Annotated in this window: 1 pseudogene; it reads right to left on the reverse strand. The window is 51.2% G+C overall.

The annotated features are described in order from the left end of the window. A pseudogene (locus AM228_RS35870) lies at positions 1-988 on the reverse strand (ISKra4 family transposase); the annotation flags it as partial. Positions 989-1086 lie beyond the last annotated feature (98 nt).

Raw genomic sequence — 1086 nt, forward strand, 5'->3', positions numbered from 1 at the left:
ATTGTGCCCAAGGCAACTTCACCCTCAACCCAATTTGTTTCACCAACGACTCCACCCGACCCGAACCAATCGAATGTCCCGCTTCTTGCCAAGCCTCATAGTTAATGATGCGCTTTTGGTGATGCAACAAGTAGTTGATCAACCCTGTGGCTCCCCGAAATTGCTCTTGGCGCAAATAGTCTATCGTCTTCTCGGTCTCCCCTCGCCACAGCAATGCTCGGATCGGCTTCAATTGGGCTGGTGTCCCCTGCACCTTGTGGGCATTTTCCATGAGGTGATACCAACCCTTGTATTTCAATCCGCTGCTCTGGCGTACCAATGCCACTAAAGATGTTCCACACCCCATCATGACCATCTCCCAGGCAGGTGAACTGTGCCTGACGGGGTTGGGCATTCACCCACTCCAGTAGTCCTTGATTATCCTTGAAGAACGCTACACCCCCTTGCTTATGCACATTTAACGCTTTGTATTCTCGCCACTCTCCGGGTTGACCCGCCCCGGTGCGAAGGCGAACCATGCCGCCATCGGCGCTCAGCTCCTCAATTGGTTCAGTTATCTTTAGCTCACACCAATCCTCTCGTTGCACAAAGCGTTGCAGCGTACTGTGGGAGACTTTCACCCCTGTAAGCATCGCAATATCTTCTTCGGCTCTCTGGTAGGAGCTATTGGCACTGACCGTCCAACAGCACTTTTCAAAGTATGGACTCCAACGAGTTCCTGGTTTAACTTGCAGTTGTTGAGCTTGAGCTGTAGTGAGGGTTAGTTTGCCGAGGATACTGGTCAGGGTGCGTTGTTTTCCGCTGTGGCGGTCGGTCGCCGTGTGGATAAAAAAATTCCCAGTTGAGGCAAGAGGTGTTCTTGGGCAAGAGAGCGAACACTTTTCTCAATGCCTTCAAGGGTGGTGAGGTCAGAGGGGTTGGCTTCCTGGTAGAGAATTTCGGCAATCGCGTCAAGGTGTTGCTGGAGTGAGCGCCTGCTTTTGGGGATTCATGGGTCAAGGGTTGTCAACAATGCCTCAATTATGGACTGTTTCGAGGGAACTTTTCATTGAGTATAATTACTTATTGCCTAACTGAGATGCACCC

Source organism: Planktothricoides sp. SR001, assembly GCF_001276715.1.
In the GTDB taxonomy this organism is placed as follows: domain Bacteria; phylum Cyanobacteriota; class Cyanobacteriia; order Cyanobacteriales; family Laspinemataceae; genus Planktothricoides; species Planktothricoides raciborskii.